We start from the raw sequence: 22,605 nt of genomic DNA, 5'->3' as shown, positions 1-22,605 counted from the left end.
ACTAAACATGTGTGGAATCGTAGGATTTATTGGAGAGCAAGATGCAAAGGAAATTTTATTAAAAGGTTTAGAAAAGCTAGAATATCGCGGATATGATTCAGCAGGTATTGCAGTACAAGCAGAGAACGGTGTTGTTGTATACAAAGAAAAAGGCCGTATTGCAAAACTTCGCGAAGTCGTAGAAGAGAACGTAGCAGCAAGCGTGGGAATCGGTCACACACGCTGGGCTACACACGGTGTTCCAAGCAAACTAAACGCGCATCCGCATCAAAGTACATCAAAACGCTTTACACTAGTTCATAACGGTGTAATTGAAAACTATGAGTTAGTGAAAAAGGAATATTTACAAGATGTAACGTTCGTAAGTGAAACAGATACAGAAATTATCGTGCAACTTATGGAACAACAAGTGAGCACAGGACTAAGTGTAGAAGAAGCGTTCCGTAATACGCTATCTCTTTTACATGGCTCTTATGCAATCGGATTACTTGATGCTGAAAATCCAAACATGATTTATGTTGCTAAAAACAAAAGCCCGCTATTAGTAGGTGTTGGTGACAACTTTAATGTTGTGGCGAGCGACGCTATGGCGATGTTACAAGTTACAGATCAATTTATTGAGTTAATGGATAAAGAAATCGTAATCGTAACGAAAGAAAGTATTACAATTAAAAACTTACAAGGTGAAACGATTGAACGTGCACCGTTTACAGCGGAATTAGACGCAAGTGATATTGAAAAAGGAACATACCCTCATTTCATGCTTAAAGAAATCGATGAGCAACCACTTGTAATCCGTAATATAATTCAAAAGTACCAAGATGAAAATGGCGAGATTGAACTGAATGAAGATATCCGTAACGCAATTTTAGATAGCGATCGTATTTACATCATTGCATGTGGAACAAGTTATCATGCAGGTCTTGTTGGAAAACAATTTATCGAGAAGTTTGCAAAAATGCCAGTTGAAGTGCATGTAGCAAGTGAATTTTCTTATAACATGCCATTATTAACAGAGAGACCATTCTTCATTTACATTTCACAAAGTGGTGAAACAGCTGATAGCCGTGCAGTACTTGTACAAACGAATGAAATGGGTCATAAAGCATTAACGATTACAAACGTACCTGGTTCTACGCTTTCTCGTGAAGCTGATTATACACTTCCGTTATACGCGGGACCAGAAATCGCAGTTGCATCAACGAAAGCTTACACAGCACAGCTTGCGGTACTTTCAATTTTAGCTGCGGACATTGCTAAAGCAAAAGGCGAAGTTCTTGATTTTGATTTAACACACGAATTAGGACTTGTAGCAAATGCAATGATAGAACTTTGTGATCAAAAAGAAGAAATGGACGCATTAGCAAAACAATTTTTAGCAACAACGCGTAACTGCTTCTTCATCGGACGTAGCGTAGACTTCTTCGTAGGTTTAGAAGGTGCGTTAAAACTAAAAGAAATCTCTTACATCCAAGCAGAAGGATTTGCTGGAGGAGAATTAAAACACGGTACAATTGCCTTAATCGAAAACGGTACACCAGTTATCGCACTTGCTACACAAGAGCACGTAAACCTTGGAATTCGTGGTAACGTGAAAGAAGTAGTAGCACGCGGAGCTAACCCATGTATCATCTCAATGAAAGGCTTAGAAATGGAAGGTGACAGCTTCGTATTACCAGCTGTACACGAAGCACTAGCACCGCTAGTAGCAGTTATTCCATTCCAACTTATCTCATACTACGCAGCACTTCACCGCGAATGTGACGTTGATAAGCCACGTAACTTAGCTAAATCTGTTACTGTTGAGTAGGAGATTGGTAGAGTAACTAGATTATTGTAAATTTAAAATAAAGTCACGACGTTTATAAAAAAGTTGTGAAGCTTTGCCCCTTTGGATATGATTATCTAAAGGGGCATTTTTGTGTCGAAAAAAAGAACATCTAAAATCGATAAGTGGATTAAAGAGGGGCAAGGAACTGGCAGTGGGAGAGATTATCAGCCTTGTCTTGAAATTCAAGATGATCCCTCATTAGATCGGTCAGTGGGATTTAAAAAGTATAAAAACCGGCAGACAACATGAGGTTTTATTGAATTTGGGATGGAATTACTTTCATTTAACTGAATTTTCTGTTGTTATTTCAGATATTCGTTGATGGAAAAAAACCACTGATTAGAGTTTCACTTTATTGAACAAATTAGATTACTAGACATTACGAAGGGGTTTATTAATGAAAATGAATGAAAAAACATATCTAAGTATAGAAGAGATTATTTCATTACCAACCTTATCAGGTACAAACATAAGTGACGATGGAAAAAATGTAGCATTTGTAAAGAAGACAGCTAACTGGGAAGACAATACGTATAGAAATTATGTATGGATATATGAAAAGGATAAAGAGCAGAGTTACCCACTAACAGATGGGGATATAGATAGTACACATCCATTATGGTCTCCAGATTCTAAGACTATTGCATACCTTAGTCCAGGCGGTGACGGAGCTAATACAAATCAGATCTTTGTTAAGTCAATAGATGGTGGTAGTAAGGTTCAAATTACGGATGAGAAGGAAGGAGTTAATACATTCAAAAGGGAGCCTACTGGTAAAGGTTTTTATTATGTTGCCCAGTCAAAAGAATGTGAGGAAATAAAGAAGCGTAAGGAACGATATGGAGATTTCCACCATGTAGGTAAGGAACATCGGAATAATTGTTTATACTACGTTGAAATAGAAAAAGGGATACAAAATGATAAAGGGGAACGGAAGGTTAGCAGTGTTTATCAACTAACGAATGGTAAGGATTTTTATATACATAACTTTGATATTTCAAATGATGGGACAAAGGTTGTATTTATGGCTACACCAAGCCTAAACGATCATATGAATGGTGATCTATACATATTAGATGTTGAAGCTGAGGAACTACAAAAGATGAATGTAGATAAGTTGTTGGGCGGGAGCGTTTGCTTTTCTCCTGAGGGCAGCAAAATATGTTACTCAGCAAGCATAAGGGAGAAGGAGTACTATAGAAACCATATACAAGAAAGTACATTAGAGATATATGATATGAATACTGGAGAGGTAATTCAGCCTCTAACAAACTTTGATAGTACGGTTATGCCATTACAGTGGACAGATAAGGGGATTTTAATTAGATGGCAGGATAAAACTAATTATCTCATTGGGTTGCTATGTGAAGATGGCACTGTGGAAATGTTAAGTGAAAAAGTAGATGGCTTTATAATGGATGCTTCTATAACAAGGGATGGACGTCATATATCCTATAGTAAGGCCATAACAAATGAAACCTTTGAAATCTATTTAGACGATAAAAAAATAACGGATGAAAATAGCTTTTTTAAAGGGAAGCTGAAAAGTAACAGGGAAATAATCTCATGGAAAAGTAGTGATGGTTTTGAAATAAAGGGTGTTTTATCAACCCCAGTAGATTTTGATGCCAACAAAAAATATCCCTTATTAGTAGTAATCCATGGTGGTCCGGCTTGGGCATCTTTTCCGATATTCTCAGACTGTTTTAATGAGAAATATCCGATTGAGCAGTTTATCGAAAAAGGCTTTATAGTTTTAGAGCCAAACTATAGAGGAAGTTCTGGCTATGGTAATGAGTTCTTAAAAGCCAACTATAGAAAACAGGGAATTGCTGACTACGATGATGTTATATCTGGAGTGGATAAACTAGTTGAGCAAGGGATTGCAGATAAAGATAGAGTAGGGGTTATGGGATGGAGCAACGGGGGATATATATCAGCTTTCTGTTCTACATTTAGTAATAGATTTAAAGCTATTTCAGTTGGAGGTGGAATTACTAACTGGAGTACCCATTATGTGAATACAGATATACCTTACTTTATTAGGATGTATTTAGGAAATACTCCATGGAATGATCCAGAGATATATACGAAAACATCACCAATGACGTATATTAAATCAGCCTGTACGCCTACCTTAATCCAACATGGCGAAAAGGATGCAAGGATTCCAACTTCCAATGCATATGAGCTATATCAAGGGTTAAGGGATATGGAAGTTGATACAGAATTAATTATTTTTAAAGGAATGGCATATAGTTCTGATCAGCCAGGAATTAATGTGGCTATTATGAAACAGAATTTGATGTGGTTTTCACACTATATTCTTGGAGAAAGTATGAAAGGTTTTAGGGTTTTATAATGGCTTGTTTTAGTCTTTAAGCTTTTTAGGTGCTTGAAATAAAGTCGTACACATTTATCCGGTTATATATGATTGAGTTTAACATTTCGGATAAGGCAAACTGTGAAATATTTTGGTGTAAATGAGAAAAGAGCCTGAATGTAGGCTCTTTCCTTATTTATATTTAAAAGATGAACTATTCTTATGCAGTTTTACTTAATTTATATGCTTCACGGTTATTTTTTTTGAAAAGTTTTGGGAAAACATAACCATCTAATCCAATACGTCCAGCATTATGTCCTGCAACTAAAATGAACATAGTTAAAATAAGTAGGTTTGGGTTTACACTAACAGTTCCGCTTAATAAAAATGAAAGGTTCATTATGATGCCGAAAAATGCAGCTGTTTTTGTTAATCCACCTAAAATCAAACCTAGACCTACTAAAATTTCTCCCCATTGAACTAAAAAGCTAAATAGGTCTGCGTTTGGAAGAACAAAATGTTGAAGAAAATCTGCCCACCAACCTTGTACTGCAGGGTGGTCACCTGATGCTTGAGCGATAGCTCCTTTTAGAAAACCACTTGCATCAAAAGACTGTCCAAAAACTTTTCCTATTCCAGCAGCGAGCCATGCATATCCTATGTAAAGTCGTAAAAATAATAATATGAAAGTAGCGCGTTTATCAGTTCTTAAAAAATTGATAACCATTGAAATCCCTCCAATGTATTGTATTTACATGTTTATTATATATCCATTGTGAATAAATTCACAATGGATAAAGTGTGAACAAAAATGGTGTTTTTATAAAATAAAAAAGGCATATAACAATCATATGTTATATGCCTTTTCTAATATATACTTAGTAATTTATTTAGGTAATGTAAATTTAACTTTTTCACCTTGTGAAATATCTTTAGCTTCTTTATTTCTCATAGGTCCTAACTCAATCTCAAAGCTTTTTTCTTTCCAAATCTTTTCGTACTGCTCTTGATCTAAAATATATACTTGCAGCAATTCTCCAGATGTTCCAGTTTTAACTGCAGCGTTATAGTCGTAATTTAATAGCATACCTTCATTAATCGTATATTGTGTACCATCATTCACTCTTAATGTAGAGCTTATAGGAGATAGTGAAACGTCTTGAGCATCTTTGTTATCAAGCTTGAATTTTACTGTTAACAGAACAAGACCGTTTTTAAAATTTGCAAAGCGTGGAGCTTCGACGGAATTTGGTGTGAATTGAGTGAATTGGTATCCGTCTAATGTAACATTAACAGCGCCTAATTCTTGGCTGTTATTAATACTTGATTTCTCTTTTAACATTTTTTTATCGCCCATGTTATTAGCTGTAGCTTTATCTTGGTAGAAAGTGTTATCTGTTGCAACCTTTTCAGCACCTTGTTTGTTTAAACTTAATGAAAAGCTTCCAGGACTTCCGATTGGAGCATCAAATTTTCCTTTATTAGCTTGTGCAGTTGGGACTGTGACTGAGACCGTTGAGAGATTTGAAATTTTTGCTAGATCATCTTTTCCGAATGGATAAGCGATATAACCAGAAATAGTTTCTCCTGCTTTTACTAAGTAATCATTCGTTGGAGCAAGCTTAGTTGGTAGCTGATCTTCTGTTGGAATTAAATCTCTATAGTTACTATATGCTTTCTGAGCACCAGTAAATGACATGTCCAATGCTGGCATATAATAAATATCTTTAGCTGAACTATTTTTTACGCTGTAGTTCACAAGAATAACTCCGCCCTCTGTTTGACGATTAAACGGAATGTCGAAGTTTGTATGGAATCCATTTAATTCAACTAATGTATAACCATTCATTGTTACTGAAACATCTTCAGCTTTATACACTTGTGGTTCCTTATTTTCAAAAAGAACTTTTGTTTTACCACCTGTTTCTTTTTCCATATAGGAAATCAGCTTAGAGTAATCGCTTGAGCTAGTAGCTGTATTTTCAGGCTTTTTATCTTCAGCTTTTTTATCTTCGGATTTTTTTTCTTTCGTTGTATCCGTTTTTTCTGTTTTGTTTTCTTGCGTTACATCTTCTTTTTGTTCTTTATTTGTCGTATCGCTTTGACCACAGCCAGTTATTACAAAAGCTGCTACGATTAGTGTAGAAAATAAAGAAAGTAATTTTTTTGACATGTTTCTTCCCCCTATTTGTTTAAAACCAGTTGGGTCTGTATAATCAGACCCTTTATATCTCTCACATTAGCCCCACGTTTTATTATAAGAAAGTGAACCAGTATTTACCAGTGTTTTTCTGATTGTTTTTATTATTTTGATATCTTAATGGTTATTTTTAATAGAAACATAGTTAAAGCTTATATAGGTAATTACAATATTTTTCCGCCAAAAGAGAGAGAAGATTATCTTTTCTATTTTAAATATTGAATCTTTTTGTTAGAGTAAATAATAGAGATATATTGAAAGGGGACAAAGACTCGATATGTGGATGAACTTGTAATGATTAGAAATTAGATAGATGAATTTTTCTCTCATAAGTGAGGGTTTATTTAGCTATCTGTAAATCATTCAAGGACTGCATATTTAGCTTGTACATCCCCTTTGTAAGGGTAGATGCCTATGTGGGGAAATTTATATCTCCTATATAAAATATGCGTCCTTTAAAATTGGAGGAGTATATGATGAATCAATTAAAAAATAAAATAGCTGTTGTTACAGGTGTAAGTCGTCTAGACGGTATAGGAGCAGCTATTTGTACGGAGTTAGCAGAGGCTGGATACGATATATTTTTTACGTATTGGACAGAATACGATAAAGAGATGCCTTGGGGCGTTGATAAAAATGAACAAATACAATTAAAAGAAAAGTTGATACAAAACGGTGTCAAAGTATCGAGCATGGAGTTAGATCTAACTCAGAATGATGCATCAAATCAGCTTATAAATAAAGTTACTGAACAATTAGGGTACCCTCATATATTAATTAATAATGCAGCATATTCTACAAATAATGATTTCTCTAATTTGACTGCTGAAGAACTAGATAAGCACTACATGGTAAATGTTCGTGCGACTACATTGTTAAGTAGTCAATTTGCCCAAGGTTTTGATAAGAAATCTGGTGGTAGAATTGTGAATATGACGTCGGGACAATTTAAAGGACCTATGGCAGGAGAATTAGCGTATGCAACAACGAAGGGAGCAATTGACGCTCTTACTAGTACGTTGTCAGCGGAAGTGGCCCATTTAGGGATAACAGTGAATGCAATTAATCCAGGTCCAACTAGTACAGGATGGATGACTGAGGAGATAAAGCAAGGATTAAGACCGATGTTTCCTTTCGGCAGAATTGGTGAGCCAAAGGATGCAGCAAGACTTATTAAGTTTTTAGTGAGCGAAGAAGCCGAATGGATTACAGGGCAAGTTATTCATTCAGAAGGTGGATTTAAGAGATAATTTTATAATTAAAAAGAAGGTATCTCATTTCAATGAGATACCTTCTTTTTAATCTTTCTTCAATCTTCGTGCAACACCATTCCCTAAAGACTGTAATCCTTGAACGAGGATAATCAAAATAAAGACTGTTGCATACATTACTTCAGGTTCGTAGCGTAAATGTCCGAATCGATATGCTAAATCACCAAGGCCGCCAGCACCGACAAGTCCAGCCATTGCTGTTGCACCGATTAAGCCGATCGTTGCGATTGTTAATCCAAGTACGAGAGACGGGCGAGCTTCTTTAACCATAACGTGCCAAATGATTTTTAAAGTAGAGACTCCCATTGCTTGATATGCTTCAATGACACCGCGATCCACTTCTAATAAAGCAGTTTCCATTAAACGGGCAATGTAAGGGGCTGTGAAGACAACAAGTGGTACGATAACACCTTGCACGCCAATGGACGTTCCCATTAGAAACTTTGTAAAAGGTAAAATGAAGAATAATAGAATGATAAATGGAAGAGAACGAATGATATTAATAACTGTATTAAGAATAGGATAGATAATTTTATTTTCTCGCTGTCCACCAGGTCTCGTTAAAACAAGTGTGACGCCGAGTGGTAATGCAATAAGAATAGAGATAAGTAGTGAAATAGATGTCATTTGAAATGTTTGAATTGTTGCTTCCCATATTACGTTACCCCACTCATCCAAAAAGGACTTGTTTCCCATAATCTGTTCTACCTCCTTCTACGATGATCCCTTGTTCTTGTAAAAATGATAAGGCACGGTGTACTTCACTTTTTTCACCTTGCATATGAACGGTCAGTTTCCCATATGCCTCATGTTTTAACTGCGTAATATTGCCTGATAAAATATTCGGATATACGTGGAAACGTTTTGTAGCGATAGCTAACGCTGGTTCTCCTGAAGCGGTTCCTATAAATGAAAGTGTTACGATTTCCCCGGTGCTTTGTAGTTCTTTCTGCACATCTTCTGGAATTTTAGCTGCAAACGCGCTATTTACAAATTTCTTCGTTGTTACATGTTGTGGGTTTGTGAAAATATCTTTTACGGTTCCACTTTCGACTACCGCCCCATGTTCCATTACAGCAACTTGGTCACAAATACGCTGGATGACATTCATTTCGTGTGTAATTAGCAAAATCGTAATTCCGATTTCTTCGTTGATCTTTAATAATAAATCAAGAATAGAATCGGTCGTTTCCGGATCTAATGCGCTCGTTGCTTCATCACTTAATAAAACTTCAGGCTCATGAGATAGTGCGCGAGCGATCGCTACACGTTGTTTTTGACCACCAGATAATTCACTTGGATAGGCATCTTTTTTATTAAAGAGATCAACAATGCGTAAATACTTTTCTACCCTTTTTTCAATTTCATTTTTGGGAAGACCAGATAGACGTAAGGGTAGTGCGATATTTTCATAAACGGTAACGGTTTTAAGTAAATTGAATCCTTGAAAAATCATGCCGATCTTTTTTCTCGCCTTTGCGAGTTCTTTTGTCGATAAGGTTGTTAACTCTTGTTCATTTACAATGATATCTCCTGTCGTTGGTTTTTCTAATAAATTTACACAACGGATTAATGTACTTTTACCAGCGCCACTATATCCGATGATTCCAAATACTTCGCCCTTTTTTACTTTAAGGGAAGTTGATTTAAGAGCCTCAACATTCCCTTTTTTTGTTGTAAATACTTTGGAGACATTTTTTAATTCAATCATTATAGTCAGCTCCTACCAAGACGGTAAAACAGAACCATCGAATTTTTTCTCAATGAAATCTTTTACTTCTTTAGATTGATAAGCTTTCTTTAATTTATTAACAACAGCATCATCTTTATTTTCAGTACGAACAACGACCCAATTCACATATGGTGAATCTTTTCCTTCGCGGAAAATAGAATCTTTCGCTGGGCTTAATTTTGCACCTAATGCAAAGTTTGTATTAATTGCAGCTGCCTTTACTTCACTTAGCTGTGTTGGTAATTGAGATGCCTCTAATTCAACAATCTTTAAATTTTTCGGGTTTTCAATTACATCTTTTGCAGTCGCTTTTTCTGTAGCTTTTGGATCAACCTTTAAAACACCTGCTTTTTCAAATAGCTTTAAAGCACGAAGCTCATTTGTTGGATCATTTGGGACAGCGATTGCATCGCCCTCTTTTAATTCTTTTACATCTTTTAAGCTTTTAGAATATACACCCATAGGGAATGTTACTGTGGAAAATACTTCAGTTAATTTCATGTTGCGTTCAGCTTTAAATACGTCTAAATAAGATTTAGTTTGATAGCTATTTACATCGAGGCTTTTTTCATCTAAAGATACGTTTGGTGCTACATAATCATTAAATACCTTTACATCAATTTCGAGACCATCTTTTGCTGCCACTTCTTTTACCTTTTCAAAAATTTGTTCATGCGGTCCGCCTGTTACACCGACAGTAATCTTTTTCTCATCTAATGCTTTTACCTCTTTATCAGAATTAGCACCACACGCACCTAACAATAATACAGCTCCGCTTACAATACTTAATAATACCTTTTTCATCTATAATTCCCCCTTAATATACGTTCCAAAATAAAAAGCACCTCTCAAAAATAAGAGAGGTGCTGAATAGACGAAATAGGTTCCTCTCTTATCTTCCAAAACGAAAATCGTTCTGCAGGAATTAGCACCTTAGCTTATACGTTCTAAGCTCGGTTGCCGGGCATCATCGGGCCAGTCCCTCCGCCACTCTTGATAAGAGTATGTGTATGTAGTTTTTAAATATGGTACTAATAGTAAATCTTACAAAAAGAATTGTCAATATTATTTTCTGAATATATTTTATTTTAAGGTAATCGAAACGTTCCCTTTTTTATGTCCCTTTTCCACATACATATGAGCTTCAGCAATTTCTTCTAATCGGTAAGTTCTATCAATAACGGGCTTTAGTTTTTCCGTTTCGACTAGTTTTTTTAATAGAATCATATCCTCTTTACTTACCTTGGCCATCATTCCATTAACAGATACATATTTTCCATTGGGTGTTAATGTATTTGTACAAAGGGATTTTTTATACTTCCCAACTGCATCAAATATAATATCGTAGCATTTGCCTTGCTTAGTAAAATCTTCTTTCGTATAATCAATTACTTTATCAGCTCCTAAAGATTGCACGAGTTCAAAATTTGAATTACTACAAACAGCCGTAACGGTCGCGCCGAAATATTTAGCAAGTTGTACAGCAGCTGTTCCTACTGATCCGGAGGCACCATATATGAGCACTTGTTGCCCTTTTTTTATACGGCCCTTTCTCAGGAAATGTAATGCTGAAGTTCCACCAAAAGGAATAACTGCCGCTTCTTCATACGTCACATTGGTAGGTTTTAATGTTATTAATCCACTTTCATGTACGCATGTGTACTCGGCATAACCACCGAGGTTTAGTTCTGTTAATGCAAAAATTGGATCACCTTTTTTAAATTGAGTTACATCTGTTCCTACTTCTTCGATTTCACCGGATAACTCTACGCCGAGTACAGGTTTTCTCGGTTTTCTGAAACCTAATATGATCCGCATAGGAATCCAAAATAAGAGGGGGCTATTAAAGCCGCGTATTCTACAATCTCCAGTCGTTACACTTGTTGCGTGAATTTTAATTAATACTTCGTTCTTTTTAGGTGTAGGTTTCTCTATATTTTGAAGCTGAAGAACGTTAGGTGGTCCATACTGTGTGCAAATAATCGCCTTCATAATGACCTCCTGAAATGAGTTGTTGTTATTTACATCATATTTAAAACTCTCATCAAACATGTTGCTATATAGCGAATAAAGGTTAAAAATTATATAGATTTCGTAGGAAAAGAGGTGATATTATTTTGAGAAAGGGGGCGACATTATGAAAAAAACTATTTTTATTTCAAGTTTAGTGCTTGCAATCAGTCTGGGGGTAGGGTGTAGCAATGAGAAAACAACAAAGACTGATGAACCGAAAAAAGAAGCTATGCAAAAAGAAAAGGAATTAGCAGCGAAGGATGTTTTCAAGAAAACGAACGAAGCTTTTAAAAATGAAGAAAATGTAACGATGACATATGATGTAGGGATAAAAGCTGAGGGAACAGAGATGGATATATTAAAGGCTAAGATGCAATTAGAGCCAAAGACAAAGAATTCTCGTTCTGAAATGAATATTTCTGGTACAGATGTTGTAGTGTATACAGTGGATGGTAAAGTTGCTGGTGAGGTGAAAAACCCTAATACAGGAGAAGTTATAACCGTACCAGAGGAGCAATTAAACGCTGGTGGAATGAAAGCGACTCAAGATATTATAGATAAGTTAGAAGTACCAGCAGTAGTTTTAGATAAAATGAAGATGGAGAAAAGCGGAGATAAATATAAACTGAAATTTACATTAAAAGGGCAAGAAACAGAAAGTATGTTAACTAGCATGGATGAAACGCAGAAGAAAATGCTACAAGCACAAAACGCAAAGATAGAAGAAGTGGATGCAGAATATATCATTACAAAAGATTTTAAATATGAATCAGCGAAGATAGATATGATTATGAGTAGTAATGGTAAGGATAAGGCACACATTATTACGAATGCAAAATATACATCGTACGAAAAGTTTGAGCCAATACAGCTGCCAGCAGCAAAGTAACAGTCTTGATGAGGGAGGGACCTAAAATAAAGGGTCTCTCTCTTTTTTGTTAATACCTTCTTCGTAGGAAAGTAGGTACAATATGAAGAGGAAGAACGTTAGAAGAGGAGAGTGCCATTTGAAAAAAAGAAAGATAGCAGTTGTTATTGTAGCGTATACAGTGTTGCTCGCGACATCTGTATATACATACAAAGGGCAACTGGATCATCCTATTATGAGTGATGTAGGGAAGTTGCTTCCAACGAAAATTAAACGTGTTGAAAATGCTGAGGATGAACGTTCATTAAAACAGTTAGTGCAAGATGCAAATGTTTCTGGAGAGAAGATTTCTATTGCAGGTATGCAACATAGCCAAGGCGGACAGACGTATTATCCGAACGGTACGATGCTTGATATGAAAGGATATAATGAAATATTAGAATTCGATCCGGAGAAGAAGAGGATTAGGGTGCAAAGCGGTGTCACATGGAATGACATTCAAAAGAAAATCAATCCATATGGTCTTGCAGTTCAAGTGATGCAATCTCAAAATATTTTTACTGTTGGTGGTTCATTAAGTGTAAATGTACATGGGCGTGATATTCGTCATGAAGCATTAATTGATACAGTAGAGTCGTTCAGATTGTTAATGGCAGATGGTACGGTGCGTAATGTAAATAGAGAAGAAAATGCTGACTTGTTTCCATATGTAATTGGGGGATATGGATTATTTGGTGTGATTTTAGATGTGACGCTACAGTTAACAAACGATGAATTGTATGAAACGCATACGAAAGTACTAGATTATAAAGAATACTCTTCATACTTTAAGAATAAAGTGCGAAGGGATGAGAATATACGTATGCATTTAGCACGTATTTCTGTTGCCCCAAATTCATTTTTAAAAGAAATGTATGTAACAGATTATGTACTGGCAGAAGATCAACAGAAGCTGGGAGAGTACAGCAAATTAAAAGAAGAAAATATTATAGCTGCACCGAAATTTTTACTTGGGTTATCACGTTATAGTGACTGGGGAAAGGGCGCATTTTGGGATATACAAAGAAGTTATTTTGAACGTACAGATGGTAAGTACGAAACTCGAAATAACGTAATGAGATCTGATAGTGCTTTTATGGAATACGATAATCCAAACTTGACCGAAGTTTTACAAGAGTACTTTGTACCGATAGATGGTTTTGCAGAGTATATAGATGATTTGCGAAGCGTTTTAAATGAAGAGGAATTAAACCTTCTTAACATTACAATCCGCTATGTAGAAAAGAATGAGAATGCGGTGCTATCTTATGCGAAAGATGATATGTTTGCGCTTGTGCTTCTAATTAATCAAGGGCGTTCTGAAGATGAAATAAAGAAAACAAAAGTGGTCATTCAAAAGATGATTGATGTTACGTTAAAGCATAATGGAAGTTATTATTTACCGTATTATTCTTATCCGGAAAAGGAGCAACTAAAGAAAGCGTATCCTCGCATAGAAGAATTCCTTCAGAAGAAAAAGGAAGTAGACCCAGAGGAAAGGTTTGTGAATTTATTTTATAAGGAGTATAGCAAATGACATATAGAAGATTTGTAGCCTCACAAAGCATTATTATGATGGCAGGTAGTATGGTATTTCCTTTTTATATACTATTGCTTCGAAATGTAGGAAATAGTTTCTCGCAATTTGGCTGGGCGTACGGCTTATTTGCCTTAACTTCAGCTCTAGTATATCCGTTAGTTGGAAGAATCTCTGATAGGGTAGGTGATAGAAAGTTATTAATTATATACGCATGGTCCATGGCTATATTAATGCTTTTTTTCCCTATTGCAACAGAAGTTTGGCATGTATACATTCTCCAAATTTTAATGGGTATTTTAGGTGCTGTGCAGCGTAATACGGAGAAGACATCGTTAGCACGAAAGGTAGAACAGAAAAAAGCTGGTTATGAGATTGGAAAATATCATGTGTGGACATCGGTTGGAGGAGCAGTAGCAGTTATTGCAACGGGATATTTAGTAGATTTCTTTACGATTGGCACCATTTTTTATATAGCATCTATTTTATATGCAGTGAGTGGAATTGTATTAAGTAGCAAAAAAATATAATCATACCCATTTTTACCTGATTACCCTTTATTTGTTATACTTATGGAGAAGACAAAAGAAAAGGGGACATTGCCTTTGATGAAATTTATAGTTTTAGCTATTCTCACTTTGTTTTTGATTCCATGGACTAGAAGCGGTAATAAAATTCGCGCGGTGGATAAAGGAGGAAATGAGAAAGTTGTAAAGGGTAAGAAATCATCTATTTTAGTTATTCCTGTTTTATTTTGGATAGGTATTGCAATCTATGAATATTTCTGGCTAATTGATGATCGAGCAGATTCTATTCTTACTCATTATTCTGTTGCAGTAGCGATTTTAATTGGGCTTGTTTTATTCTCACAAGAGCAGGTAGGGAAATTAGAAGGTACGTTAAAGGGACTTCTAATGTTTGTCTTACTCGCAAGTTACGGCTATTTTGGTTATTTGCACGATATAGTAATCACGCAAAAAAAATATGATTCTGTTGTGAAGATCGAGAAAGATATTTCAGAGCCATTTACTGAAAATGATCAGCCGTTTACAGTGCCGCCAAAGACAGCGGAGAATAAGATGAAAAAAGTATTTGGGGATATTCCGAAAGTAGCTTATTTTGAGCTAGGAGAATTAACGCCACAAATGGTAAATGGCGAGGCCTTATATGTAGCACCAATTGAAGTTTCAGGATTTTTTAAAGCACGTAAAGCTGAGACAATTCCAGGGTACGTAACGATGTCAGGTACGAATCCCGATGCGGAAGCGAAACTGCACCTTGGTTATAAAATGAAATATGTGCCAAGCATGTTTTTCGGTAATAAATTAGAACGTGTCGTTCGAAAAGCAGAGCCAGATTTAGTTTTTAAAGGGAAACCAAAATTTGAAGTTGATGATAAAGGGAAACCGTATTATACAATGACGTATGGTGAATTTATTTCAGGAAGATCTGGATTTGAAGTAGAAGGTGTTGTAGTAGTAGACGCACAAACAGGTGAAGTGAAAAGATACGACAAAGGAAAGGCACCTAAATTCGTTGATGGCGTATTAAATCACGAGACTGCATCTACATTAAATACGTATTTCGGTAAATATATTCACGGATTTTGGAATACAAAATTCTCACAAACGGATATGAAGATTCCGACTGAGTGGGGAACGAAAGAAGGAGTTACACCAATCTTCGGTAAGGATGGAACGTTATATTATTTTACTGATTTCACCTCTCCGAAAGAAGGAGTAGATTCTGCACTAGGCTATTCGCTTATTGATGCGCGTACAGGTAAGTTGTATTACTATAACGGAAAAGAAGTAAAGGGAATTATGGATGGTTCGGCTGCTACAGAAGTAGTGGATAATTCCTTTAAGAGAGAGAAATGGCATGGAACAATGCCGGTTATTTATAACGTATATGGTAAACCTTCTTGGATTGTACCGGTTATTGATGACGGCGGATTAGTACGTGCTCATACTGTCATATATGCTTCTAATGCAAAAGTGTTTGCAACAGGTTCAACGCAAAAAGAAGCACTTGAGAATTATAAAAATGCGCTGAGCGGAAGTGGTGATTCATTTAGACCGACTTCAAATGGGAAAGAAGCGCAAAAAGAAGGTACTGTACAACGTGTGTATAAAGAAAAATCAGGTGAAAATACGATTGTGTACGTACTATTAGAAAACGAGCAAAAAGTATTCATGGTACCGGCGAAGAAATTCCCATATGCAATGTTTACAGAAGTAGGAGATCCAATTCAAATCACATATTTAGACACAGGAGAAATGATGGCATCTGTATCTAAATTTACAAATAGTAATTTGAAAAAGTAAAGCGATAGAGATTCTATCGCTTTTTTTACATTATTAAACAGGAAAATACGGTATACTTGACGTATATTCATGTTGTAACTATAATTGTTACGATTAAGTGTTTATATGAAAGGGTGAATGGAAAAAGTGAATGGAGTTAATCACGAAATATATAAACCTGTAAAGACAAACAGGTTATGGATGATTCTTGTATTAGGGACACTTACGGCAATTGGGCCATTATCTATTGATATGTATTTGCCTTCTTTACCAAAGTTAACGGATGATTTACAAACGGGTGCATCCCTCGCGCAGCTTACATTAACTGCTTGTCTGCTTGGGCTTTCAGTAGGGCAGTTATTTATTGGTTCAATTAGTGACATTTACGGAAGACGCAAACCTCTTATTATCGCTCTTATTATTTATGTTGCTTCTTCTTTACTTTGTGCTGTTGCACCATCGATTTGGAGTTTAGTGCTTTTACGTTTCTTACAAGGTGCTTCAGGATCTGCTGGTATCGTTATATCACGTGCAATGGTACGTGATATGTATTCAGGTTCTGAAATGACGAAATTTTTCTCACTGCTTATGTTAGTAAACGGAGCAGCGCCTATTTTGGCACCGATTATCGGGGGACAATTATTACAGTTCACATCATGGCGCGGCGTTTTTATCGTTCTTGGAGCAATTAGTGTATTCATGCTAATATCAGCTACTTTCGTATTACGTGAAACATTACCTCCTGAAGAAAGAGAGACAGGTGGATTATCAGGAACGCTTGCAACATACGGAAAGCTTCTGAAAGATCGTTTATTTATGGGGTATGCATTGTCGCAAGGATTAGTAACAGCTGCAATGTTTGCTTATATTTCTGGTTCACCGTTTGTGTTGCAGAACATATACGGAGCATCACCACAGCAATTTAGCTTATTCTTTGCGATTAACGGTATTGGTATTATTATTGCTAGCCAAGTTACTGGCCGCTTAGCAGGGAAAGTTAATGAGAAAACTTTATTTGTTGCTGGTATTATTATTGCGGCTGTTGGCGGTCTATCATTACTACTTACAATCGCACTTGGAATAGGGCTAATCGGTGTTTTATGCTCGCTATTTCTTGTTGTATCAAGTGTTGGGGTTGTATCAACAACTGGCTTCTCGTTAGCGATGAGAAATCAGAAACAGGCTGCAGGAACGGCATCGGCTTTATTAGGTTTATTACAGTTCATTTCAGGAGCACTTGTTGCACCATTAGTAGGTATTGGCGGAAGCAATACCGCATTACCGATGGGGGTTGTTATAGCTCTTTGTGAAATTGGTGCTGTGTTATGCTATCTATTTATGGCCAGAAGAAGTGAGAAGCAGTTTGAACTGCAACAAAGACAAAATTTAGAGGCTTAATTTATAAAAAAGAGCTGATTCAAACATGTGTTGAATCAGCTCTTTTTTCATTTCTTTGAAATAACTTATACAGTGCTGTAAGGTGATGCAAAAGTTATTTGCATAAAGTGACGATACTGTGACAAAAATGTTGGTGTGTATATTAAGATCTCGTCTTAAGTGTAAAAAGTAGGGTGTTCTCGGTATAATAACAAGTGGAGATAAAAGAAACTATAATGAGTAATAGCTGTAGATAAAAGGAGAAGAAGAGATGAAGAAGGTTTTCGGTATTGCTGTAATGGGAAGTATACTCCTTCTAGCAGGGTGTAATGGAAATAAAGATACGAAAGAACCGAAAGAAAAGGTAGAGCAATCTACTGAACAAACAGAAGAGATGAAAGTGTATCGCGAAATACATGAAAAATATGATATGAAGATGAACAAAGAAATTAATAAAGCATTACAGTTATGGGAAGTGGCAAAAGAAAAGGGCGGTAAGGAAATAACGAATGCTAAATATAAAGAAGACGTGCAGAAGGTAACGACGGGCATGTTAGAAGATATTGATCATATGCGTAAAGAAATTCGTGTGCCGAAGTCGAAAGAGGACGAGCATGAACTATATGTTGGTTTCTTAAATGAAGCAGAACAAGCGATGAAAAAATTACAGAAGTTAGCTAAAGAAGAAGATTCATCGTTGATTCGTGATATAGAAGTTAATTTTTCAACAGCATCGACATACTATAAACGCTTTCAAACAGAGGCGAAAAAATAACCTTGCGCATGCGCAAGGTTATTTTTTCTTTTTACCATCTCCGTCTTCATCCTCGGATACTAATACCTTCTGTTCTTCGTGAAATTCTGAAATTGTTTGGCCAGTAATATTATCGAATGGAGTGTAAAGAGAAGTGATGCTTTTCTTTTTAATGAAGAGTTTATAGAAGCCGATGATGACGAGTATGACGATTGTTAATGGCAATCCTATAGTAGCCAGAAGTAGTGGATCCATCTTATAACTCCTTTAATACAATTTCTTTTTATTATAAGCGAAAGATTGTAATTTCAATAACTAATATAATAGAAAACTGATTTTTCTAAATATATCCAATTTGATTGACTTTTCATTTTTTCAGAATTATAATTCAAAATATACAATTTGAACCAAATAATAATATAGCAATTTACTTATCCAGAGAGGTAGAGGGACTGGCCCTATGACACCTCAGCAGCGGGTTCTGTAACAGGAACACCGTGCTAATTCCAGCAAGCAAGTCTTGAAAGATAAGTGATGGGCCTTCGTTTATTAAGCCTTGATCTTATTTTTTAAGATCAAGGCTTTTTGTGTTTTAAGAAGTAGAGAAGGAGTAATGGCAACAAATATGTCAATAAAACAAAGTAAATTCATTTGTTTAGGGGGTTATTGAAGTGTATGTTATTAAAAAACTATCGGTTATGGTATTCACGCTATGGGTCATTACGACAGTAACATTTTTAATTATGCATATTATTCCAGGTGATCCGTTTTCATCAGATGCGAAAATCTTTCCTGAAGAAGTAATACAAAACATGAGAGCGAAGTATCACCTTGATGAACCGTTATGGAATCAGTATGTTGCTTATTTGGATGGGGTAGTTCATTTTGATTTTGGCGAATCTGTTCAATCGACAGGTCAAGGTGTATCGGAAATTATAACAACTGGTTTTGGACCATCGGCAATTATTGGTTTACAAGCACTTGTTATTTCATTGTTAGTCGGAATTGCCGCAGGTACATTTGCCGCGCTATATCATGGGAAAGTGATTGATTATAGTGTGAGCTTGCTTGCGATTCTCGGTATTTCTATTCCTAGTTTTATTTTAGCACCACTATTTATACAAGTATTCGCCATACAATTTGAATTACTACCAGTGGCGTCTTGGGGAACATTTGAGCATACTGTATTACCCTCCTTCGCATTAGCGTTAGGACCAATCGCAGTTATTACAAGATTTGTTCGCTCTAATATGATTGAAGTGTTGCAGAGTGATTATATTAAGCTAGCGAGAGCGAAAGGTATACCAATTAAGAAAATCATTATAAGACATGCTCTTCGAAATGCGATTGTTCCGGTACTTACATTTGTTGGCCCATTAATGGCTGGACTTTTAACAGGGACTTTCGTTATTGAAAAAATCTTTTCAATTCCTGGTTTAGGAAAATATTTTGTAGACAGTATTTTCAACCGAGATTATCCGGTGATTATGGGAACAACCATTTTCTATAGTGCGCTATTAATTGTATGTATTTTTATTACAGATATCATTCATCGTATTGTTGATCCGCGCATTCGTTCTATTACGTAAGGAGGGTGATGTTTAAATGGGGGCTTATGAAATTAATGACCAGTTATTAACGAATGAAGAGAAAAAAGAATTAACGATAAATAAAGATCAGCAAACGATTAGCCGGAAAAAGGAAGTGTTTCGCAAGTTTATATCAAACCCTATAGCAGTTTTAGGGGCAGTGACGTTATTACTAATTATTGTTTTCTCGCTTATTGGCGAAAGTTTAACGCCATTTACTGCGAGTGAACAAGTAAAAGAAGCAACTAATTTACCGCCTAGTAGTGAGCATTGGTTCGGAACAGACGATTTAGGGAGAGATATTTGGGCGCGTACTTGGGCTGGTGGGAAAATTTCATTAACAGTTGGATTGGTAGCAGCAGCTCTTGATATAGGGCTTGGTGTACTTATCGGTGGCTTTAGTGGATATGTGAGAGGACGTAATCGTCTTGGAACGTTAATTGATGAGTGGATTATAAGAGGGATTGAAGTGTTATACGGTATCCCATATTTACTGATTGTTATTTTACTATTAATCATTATGAAACCAGGACTTTTTACAATTATTATAGCTCTTGCGTTAACGGGATGGATTGGCATGGCACGTCTCATTCGGGCGCAAGTACTTTCATTGAAACAAAGAGAATTTGTTATTGCAGCAGAGCGATTAGGTACATCTCATATGAAAATTATATATGGGCATTTAATTCCAAACTTAACAGGGATTATTATCGTCAATTTATCATTCACAATTCCAGCAGCTATTTTCTCAGAATCATTTTTAAGTTTTATCGGACTTGGAGTACAATCACCAGCAGCGAGCTGGGGCACGATGACAAACGATGCACTCGGGACATTACTAAGCGGAGAGTGGTGGCAACTTTTCTTCCCGGCAATCATGATTGCATTCATCATGTTCGCATTTAATGCGATTGGTGATGGTTTGCAAGATGCGATTGATCCGAAAATCGTAAAACGTAATCGAAAGGAGAAAAAACATGGCACAAATCTTATCTTTAGAAAACGTAACGTTGGCCGTTGAAAAAGAGAATAGTAAGCAAGCAATTGTGAAGCATGTTTCCTTTTCTATTAACGAAGGTGAAATAGTTGCACTTGTCGGAGAAAGTGGTTCAGGGAAAAGTGTTACAGCACAATCAATTATCGGCTTAAATCAAGAATCGATTCATATTGATGATGGAAATATATCTTTCCAATCAAAGGAATTAACGGATTTACAAGAATCAGAATGGAATCAAATTCGCGGGAAAGATATTTCCTTTATCTTTCAAGACCCGCTTTCATCTTTAAATCCGACGATGAAGGTTGGAAGACAAATTACAGAAGTAATTGTGCAGCATGAAAAGAAATCGAAAAAAGAGGCAAAAGAAATTGCAATTAACTTACTAAATGATTTAGGGATACATGAAGCAGAGAAACGCTTTGAACAATACCCGTATCAGTTGAGCGGAGGTATGAGGCAGCGTATTTGTTTAGCAATTGCATTTGCTTGTCACCCGAAGCTCGTTATTGCAGATGAACCTACAACAGCATTAGATGTAACGATTCAAAAGCAAATTATGGAGTTGTTAAAAGAAAGAAAGGAAAAACAAAATACGAGTATTTTATTAATTACACATGATTTGGCACTTGTACGTGAAGTAGCTGACCGAGTAGTAGTTATGTACGGGGGACGTGTTGTTGAAAAAGGAACGATACAAGAAGTAATTGGCTCACCTAAGCACCCTTACACAAAAAGTTTATTGCAAGCAATTCCGAATATGGATGATTCAGAAAAGGTACTTAGAGCAATTGAGGGAACAACACCTTCAATTGAAACGTTAAATAGTTTTGGATGCCCGTTTGTGAATCGTTGTCCTGTAGCGATAAAAGAATGTATTCATCGATTCCCAGAGAGAACAACATATTCTGAGGAGCATAGTTCACATTGCTGGCAGCATATTCTGGAGCATAATAAAGCGAAATCAAAAGAGAGGGTGAATGCCTCATGACGACAGATTTAATTACTGTAAAGCAAGTAACGAAAACGTATGGAAGTAAAAATAAAGAAATCGCAGCGTTAAAAGGTATATCACTTTCTATCCCAAAAGGAACAACGCTTGGCATTATTGGAGAAAGTGGTTCTGGAAAGACAACACTTGGTAAGCTCATAGCTGGGATCGAGCGTCCAACGTCTGGTGAAATTGATTATAACGGTCAAGTTGTTCACAAGCTGAAGTCAGCTCATAAGCGGGATTTCTTGCAGAAAGTACAGTTCATTTTTCAAGATTCCACAGCTGCATTAAATCCGCGCTGGAAAGTACGCGATATTGTAACAGAAGGCTATATTTCATTCGGTTTAGGCGATAAAGGATTGAAAGATAAGATCGCAGGTGATGCACTAGAGCGTGTTGGATTAGATAGACGATATATTGATCGCTATCCACACGAATTTAGCGGAGGACAACGTCAACGTATTGCCATTGCAAGAGCGCTATTATGTGAGCCAGAAGTATTAATCCTTGATGAACCAATTTCAGCATTAGATGTTTCACTGCAAATCCAAATTGTACATTTACTGCAAAAGATTCAAAAGGAACAAGGCTATACATATTTATTTATCGCACATGATTTACCGATGGTTCACTATTTATGTGAAAAAGTGGCTGTCTTATACAAAGGAGAACTTGTTGAATTTGGATATACGGACGAAGTATTCCGTAATCCACAACATTCTTATACAAAAACATTATTAGCATCAACACCAAAAATTTCAGGTTAAAGGAGAA

At 36.1% G+C, this 22,605-nt stretch carries 21 protein-coding genes and 2 riboswitches; of the genes, 14 read left to right on the top strand and 7 right to left on the bottom strand.

From position 1 onward, the window contains the following. The first annotated feature begins 7 nt into the window (after positions 1-7). From glmS to MKX66_RS18890, 3 genes are all read left to right on the top strand, one after another. Positions 8-1,810 (top strand): glutamine--fructose-6-phosphate transaminase (isomerizing), encoded by a 1,803-nt coding sequence (gene glmS, locus MKX66_RS18900; protein ID WP_002029375.1) that lies wholly within the window; start codon positions 8-10, stop codon positions 1,808-1,810. 111 nt (positions 1,811-1,921) lie between these two features. After that, positions 1,922-2,080 (top strand): hypothetical protein, encoded by a 159-nt coding sequence (locus tag MKX66_RS18895; protein WP_341086925.1) that lies wholly within the window; start codon positions 1,922-1,924, stop codon positions 2,078-2,080. Between the two features lie 148 nt (positions 2,081-2,228). Then, positions 2,229-4,193: a S9 family peptidase gene (locus tag MKX66_RS18890; protein WP_341086923.1), complete on the top strand. Its 1,965-nt coding sequence runs from the start codon at positions 2,229-2,231 to the stop codon at positions 4,191-4,193. Between the two features lie 181 nt (positions 4,194-4,374). Here the strand turns inward: MKX66_RS18890 and MKX66_RS18885 are convergent, their stop codons facing one another. Together MKX66_RS18885 and MKX66_RS18880 are read right to left on the bottom strand one after the other, a co-directional pair. Next, positions 4,375-4,881 (bottom strand): DoxX family membrane protein, encoded by a 507-nt coding sequence (locus tag MKX66_RS18885; RefSeq protein WP_002029373.1) that lies wholly within the window; start codon positions 4,879-4,881, stop codon positions 4,375-4,377. A 159-nt stretch (positions 4,882-5,040) separates the two neighbouring features. Next, positions 5,041-6,327, bottom strand: coding sequence for a DUF5068 domain-containing protein (locus MKX66_RS18880; RefSeq protein ID WP_326997252.1), 1,287 nt, complete (start codon positions 6,325-6,327; stop codon positions 5,041-5,043). 500 nt (positions 6,328-6,827) lie between these two features. On the opposite strand from MKX66_RS18880, the gene MKX66_RS18875 reads away from it, so the two are divergent. Continuing rightward, on the top strand, positions 6,828-7,604 hold the full coding sequence (locus tag MKX66_RS18875) for an SDR family oxidoreductase (protein ID WP_215553091.1): 777 nt from the start codon (positions 6,828-6,830) through the stop codon (positions 7,602-7,604). A gap of 48 nt (positions 7,605-7,652) precedes the next feature. Here the strand turns inward: MKX66_RS18875 and MKX66_RS18870 are convergent, their stop codons facing one another. From MKX66_RS18870 to MKX66_RS18855, 4 genes are all read right to left on the bottom strand, one after another. Then, complete coding sequence (locus MKX66_RS18870) at positions 7,653-8,321, bottom strand: methionine ABC transporter permease (RefSeq protein ID WP_002124718.1); 669 nt, start codon at positions 8,319-8,321, stop codon at positions 7,653-7,655. After that, positions 8,296-9,336: a methionine ABC transporter ATP-binding protein gene (locus MKX66_RS18865; RefSeq protein WP_061674526.1), complete on the bottom strand. Its 1,041-nt coding sequence runs from the start codon at positions 9,334-9,336 to the stop codon at positions 8,296-8,298. Before MKX66_RS18865 ends, MKX66_RS18870 begins: the two co-directional genes overlap by 26 nt. Positions 9,337-9,348: 12 nt before the next feature. After that, positions 9,349-10,161 (bottom strand): MetQ/NlpA family ABC transporter substrate-binding protein, encoded by an 813-nt coding sequence (locus MKX66_RS18860; RefSeq protein ID WP_000756967.1) that lies wholly within the window; start codon positions 10,159-10,161, stop codon positions 9,349-9,351. An 85-nt stretch (positions 10,162-10,246) separates the two neighbouring features. Then, positions 10,247-10,360: riboswitch (SAM riboswitch) on the bottom strand. Positions 10,361-10,440: 80 nt separating this feature from the next. Continuing rightward, positions 10,441-11,349 (bottom strand): NAD(P)-dependent alcohol dehydrogenase, encoded by a 909-nt coding sequence (locus MKX66_RS18855; protein ID WP_002167148.1) that lies wholly within the window; start codon positions 11,347-11,349, stop codon positions 10,441-10,443. Positions 11,350-11,494: 145 nt separating this feature from the next. Between MKX66_RS18855 and MKX66_RS18850 the strand changes: the two genes are divergently transcribed. From MKX66_RS18850 to MKX66_RS18825, 6 genes are all read left to right on the top strand, one after another. Next, a complete protein-coding gene (locus MKX66_RS18850; protein WP_002191718.1) occupies positions 11,495-12,259 on the top strand; it encodes a DUF6612 family protein in 765 nt (254 codons plus the stop codon). A gap of 118 nt (positions 12,260-12,377) precedes the next feature. Further along, positions 12,378-13,814: an FAD-binding oxidoreductase gene (locus MKX66_RS18845; RefSeq protein ID WP_002191719.1), complete on the top strand. Its 1,437-nt coding sequence runs from the start codon at positions 12,378-12,380 to the stop codon at positions 13,812-13,814. Beyond that, the gene (locus tag MKX66_RS18840; protein WP_012260185.1) at positions 13,811-14,344 is read left to right on the top strand and encodes an MFS transporter; all 534 of its coding nucleotides are present in this window, start codon (positions 13,811-13,813) and stop codon (positions 14,342-14,344) included. The genes MKX66_RS18845 and MKX66_RS18840 overlap by 4 nt, the downstream gene beginning before the upstream one ends. Positions 14,345-14,422: 78 nt before the next feature. Then, positions 14,423-16,141, top strand: a complete 1,719-nt coding sequence (locus MKX66_RS18835; protein WP_033709756.1) for a DUF3981 domain-containing protein — start codon at positions 14,423-14,425, stop codon at positions 16,139-16,141. A 117-nt stretch (positions 16,142-16,258) separates the two neighbouring features. Beyond that, positions 16,259-17,518 carry a multidrug effflux MFS transporter gene (locus tag MKX66_RS18830; RefSeq protein WP_061689449.1) on the top strand — a complete coding sequence of 420 codons (1,260 nt, stop codon included), beginning with the start codon at positions 16,259-16,261 and terminating at the stop codon, positions 17,516-17,518. Between the two features lie 250 nt (positions 17,519-17,768). Continuing rightward, entirely contained in the window at positions 17,769-18,272 is a 504-nt protein-coding gene (locus MKX66_RS18825; RefSeq protein ID WP_326997249.1) for a hypothetical protein, read from the top strand. Between the two features lie 18 nt (positions 18,273-18,290). On the opposite strand, the gene MKX66_RS18820 is transcribed toward MKX66_RS18825, so the two are convergent. Next, a complete protein-coding gene (locus MKX66_RS18820) occupies positions 18,291-18,506 on the bottom strand; it encodes a DUF3951 domain-containing protein (protein ID WP_326997248.1) in 216 nt (71 codons plus the stop codon). A 173-nt stretch (positions 18,507-18,679) separates the two neighbouring features. Continuing rightward, positions 18,680-18,785: riboswitch (SAM riboswitch) on the top strand. Between the two features lie 137 nt (positions 18,786-18,922). Here MKX66_RS18820 and MKX66_RS18815 point away from each other — a divergent pair. The 4 genes from MKX66_RS18815 to MKX66_RS18800 are packed head-to-tail and all read left to right on the top strand — an operon-like array spanning position 18,923 to position 22,598. Beyond that, positions 18,923-19,840, top strand: coding sequence for an ABC transporter permease (locus tag MKX66_RS18815; protein WP_002140132.1), 918 nt, complete (start codon positions 18,923-18,925; stop codon positions 19,838-19,840). A gap of 16 nt (positions 19,841-19,856) precedes the next feature. Further along, on the top strand, positions 19,857-20,861 hold the full coding sequence (locus MKX66_RS18810; RefSeq protein ID WP_002029386.1) for an ABC transporter permease: 1,005 nt from the start codon (positions 19,857-19,859) through the stop codon (positions 20,859-20,861). After that, positions 20,818-21,828, top strand: a complete 1,011-nt coding sequence (locus MKX66_RS18805; RefSeq protein ID WP_002091444.1) for an ABC transporter ATP-binding protein — start codon at positions 20,818-20,820, stop codon at positions 21,826-21,828. The genes MKX66_RS18810 and MKX66_RS18805 overlap by 44 nt, the downstream gene beginning before the upstream one ends. Beyond that, positions 21,825-22,598: an ABC transporter ATP-binding protein gene (locus tag MKX66_RS18800; RefSeq protein WP_341086911.1), complete on the top strand. Its 774-nt coding sequence runs from the start codon at positions 21,825-21,827 to the stop codon at positions 22,596-22,598. Before MKX66_RS18805 ends, MKX66_RS18800 begins: the two co-directional genes overlap by 4 nt. Positions 22,599-22,605 lie beyond the last annotated feature (7 nt).

This window comes from Bacillus sp. FSL R9-9530, assembly GCF_038008145.1.
Lineage (GTDB): Bacteria > Bacillota > Bacilli > Bacillales > Bacillaceae_G > Bacillus_A > Bacillus_A mycoides.
The sequence above is the reverse complement of the archived record's forward strand: the minus strand, read 5'-3'. Positions and strand labels throughout refer to the sequence as shown.